The sequence below is a fragment of the Megasphaera sp. AF13-6AC genome, from assembly GCF_027685385.1.
GTDB classification, from domain to species: Bacteria; Bacillota; Negativicutes; order Veillonellales; family Megasphaeraceae; genus Megasphaera; species Megasphaera micronuciformis.
Genome location: NZ_JAQCUN010000130.1, coordinates 1 through 3,399 on the forward strand (window position 1 = coordinate 1; position 3,399 = coordinate 3,399).

The window sequence follows — 3,399 nt, forward strand, 5'->3', positions numbered from 1 at the left end:
TCGGCAAAAAACGGTTTCGTGCGTAATTTGACTATCGGTGAAATGACGGCTCAACTCATGGCTTTTCGTAAATATGTTACATCTGAACTTCATTCCGTCGTTTTAATGGGAACCGGCGAACCCTTGTTAAATTACGATAACGTCTTAGCCTTTATCCGACTTATTCATGAAAAAGACACCTTGTATCTGGGATATAGGAATATAACGCTGTCTACATCGGGAATCGTGCCGGCTGTATATCGGCTGGCGGAGGAAGGAATTCCTTTAAATTTGGCCGTGTCTCTACATGCGCCTAACGACCGGATTCGCAAGAAAATCATGCCCATAGCCGAACATTTTGATTTCGATTCCGTAGTACAGGCTGCTCAAACGTATTTCGAAAAAACAGGCCGCAAGGTTACCTTCGAATATATTTTAATTAAAGACGTGAATATTTCCGATGCTTGTGCTTCTCAATTGGCACAACTGTTTTCACATAAAAATGTGTTGCTTAACTTAATTCCCATTAACGATAATTACGACGTCGGTTTATACAGACCGTCAGCAACGGAATCTGAACGGTTTCTCACCTATTTAAAACGTAAGGGTGTAAATGCTACGTTACGCCGTGAAATGGGCAGTAATATACAGGCCGCATGCGGACAATTGCGCATTAAGCGCAACAGTTGATAATATAATTTGTCTGACGGTAGAAAGGAAGTGAAATATTGGGTATTTACGGAGAGTCCCGAATCGGCTTGGTGCGAAGTTTAAATGAAGATTCTTTTTATGTAAGTGAAGACGGCACGGTTATGGTCGTTGCCGACGGAATGGGAGGCTATGTAGGCGGGGAAATTGCCAGCAGAACAGCAGTAAAGTCCGTTGCCTATTATTTCTCCAACTATACGCATGCATCTACTGAGCAGCTGACCAAGGCCATTGCTTACGCCAATGACTGTATTATCAGTAAAATCATCATCGATCCTTCTCTGGAAGGTATGGGGACAACCTTATCACTCCTTAGTCTCGTTGATTCAACCGCCTATTGGGCACATGTCGGAGACAGTCGAATTTACTTATACCGTAAGGGTATGTTGAAACAAATTACGACAGACCATACGGTTATACACGAACTCATAGAAGACCACAGTATAACTACGGATGAAGCGGAAAAACATCCGCAGCGCCATGTTTTGACACGAGCCGTAGGTGTGGAAAAGCAGCTTGAAATAGATAGCGGCTCATTTACCGTTATAAAAGGAGACCGTATTCTTCTTTGCTCCGACGGATTGTCGGCAGCCCTGTCTGAAGAGGAAATCGCATCTTATCTCTCTCACTCGGAAAAAACAGAGCGGCAAACGGTAAAAGATCTGTTTTCCCGCATTTACGATGAAGGGGCGCCGGATAATGCTACGGTTGTCTTAAAGACCGTATAGACATCGGCCGGTTTAGATTACGTGAAAGTGGTGGAATTCTCATATGATTGGTCATATTTTAGATAATAGATATAAAATTCTGGAAAAAGTCGGTACCGGAGGGATGGCCTCCGTGTATAAGGCCAGAGATATTCTTCTGGACCGTATTGTAGCCGTAAAAATATTGGATAGTAAGTACAGTAAGGACAGAGATTTTGTTGTTCGCTTCCACCAGGAAGCACAGGCTGCGGCCAAACTGTCTCACCCTAATATTGTCAATATGTACGATGTAGGATTTGATCAGGGAGTTCATTATCTGGTTATGGAATTCGTACGCGGTGAGACATTAAAAGACTATATTGACAAACACGGCCATCTGCAAACTCGCACGGCCATTCAAATAACCTTTGACATCGGCGATGCTCTTACACATGCCCATGCCAACGGAATTGTTCACTGTGATATTAAACCGCACAATATACTGGTTACGGAAGACGGGCGCATTAAGGTAGCCGATTTCGGGATCGCTCGTGCCGTCAATTCCAATTCAGATAATTTAAACGATGATTCCGTTGTCGGTTCAGTCCATTACTTTTCGCCCGAACAGGCGGCAGGTGAACAGATAGACGAACGGACGGATATTTATTCCTTAGGCGTTGTCATGTACGAAATGATGACAGGGGTCCTGCCCTTCGAGGGAGAAACGGCCCTGGGAATTGCTTTACAACATGTACAAGACGATGTGAAGCGGCCTACGGTCCATAACCGACGCATACCTAAATTGGTGGAGGACTGCATCTTAAAGGCCTTGGCCAAGGATCCGGACGATCGTTTTCAAACAATCGGCGAAATGATGTCGGAACTTCGTATGGCTCAAGGGTTCGTAACGACCAGCAAAGGGGCGTTACCCTTAAAAAATACCTTTAATACTCAACAGTTACAAGCAGTCAGACGGTATGAAAAGAAACCGGAAAAGAAGACAAATCTCTTCATGAGATTTGTCGATAAAATCAGCAATCATTCTAAGAAAACGATTGTCTTAAGTATGGTCGGTATATTTCTCATAGCTTTTTTATGGGCCTTCTTTTCATTCGGTAACTTCTGGAGTACCGAAAATATTACGGTTCCCGACGTGACGGGAAAGCAGGTGGAAATAGCCAGAGCTCAATTGGAGAAGAAGCATCTTTCCGTTTCGGTTAAAGAAGTGTCAAGTGAAGACGTGCCTATAGGTGAAGTTATTGCTCAGACTCCCTCGGGCGGATCTGTCGTCAAGGCAAACCGAACTATTTATTTAACGGTCAGCAAAGGCAATGACGGAGCTGAAGTATTAATACCCGATTTGCGCGGTCTTTCCGTGGCCGAGGCGGATAAAAAGCTGAGGGAAATTCATCTGTCTATAGGCAGTGTCACTTATGCTCCCAGTGACGAGTATGCGGACGGAAAGATTATCAGCCAATCGCCGTCATCTCCTGAAAAAGCTTCTAAGGGGGCCAAGGTAGATGTCGTAGTCAGCAAGAATGACGGTAAGAAGGCAAAAGATGCCCCCAGTACTATCGGTCAGTCCTTGGACACGGCTATTACTACCCTCCAAAATGCAGGGTATTCTATCGGCACGATTAACGGTATCGATCCTAATAAGTCGAACGCTATGGCCAAAGTAACGGCTCAGACTCCGGGAAGCGGTAACTCTGTCGACTTAACCATTGAATACGCTTCTTCTTCCTCTTCTTCGTCAGCATCGACACATACGGGTACGGTAAATATCAGTATTCCCGGCGGTGCTTCCAATCAACGTGTGCAAATCGTCGTAGAGGATAACAACGGATCTCGAACGGTATATGATCGTATGCAGTCCGGCGGTGACAGAGTTGAAAAGAACGTAAGCGGTACGGGTCGAACACGGGTTAAGGTCTATATTAATAACGCCCTTGTCCAGGAAGAGGAACTATAAGCATGCCCATCGGGAGAGTCGTAAAAAATTATAACGGATACTATTATGTCGACA

Annotated in this window: 3 protein-coding genes; all 3 read left to right on the forward strand. The window is 44.7% G+C overall.

Annotation, left to right across the window (positions count from 1 at the left end; all coding sequences use genetic code 11):
- Window positions 1-669: radical SAM protein (locus PGX78_RS06925; RefSeq protein ID WP_270446102.1), on the forward strand; the 669-nt coding region annotated here is incomplete at its 5' end.
- 38 nt (window positions 670-707) lie between these two features.
- Window positions 708-1,415: a Stp1/IreP family PP2C-type Ser/Thr phosphatase gene (locus tag PGX78_RS06930; protein WP_270446104.1), complete on the forward strand. Its 708-nt coding sequence runs from the start codon at window positions 708-710 to the stop codon at window positions 1,413-1,415.
- 43 nt (window positions 1,416-1,458) lie between these two features.
- Window positions 1,459-3,345 carry a Stk1 family PASTA domain-containing Ser/Thr kinase gene (gene pknB / locus PGX78_RS06935; protein ID WP_006942545.1) on the forward strand — a complete coding sequence of 629 codons (1,887 nt, stop codon included), beginning with the start codon at window positions 1,459-1,461 and terminating at the stop codon, window positions 3,343-3,345.
- Window positions 3,346-3,399 lie beyond the last annotated feature (54 nt).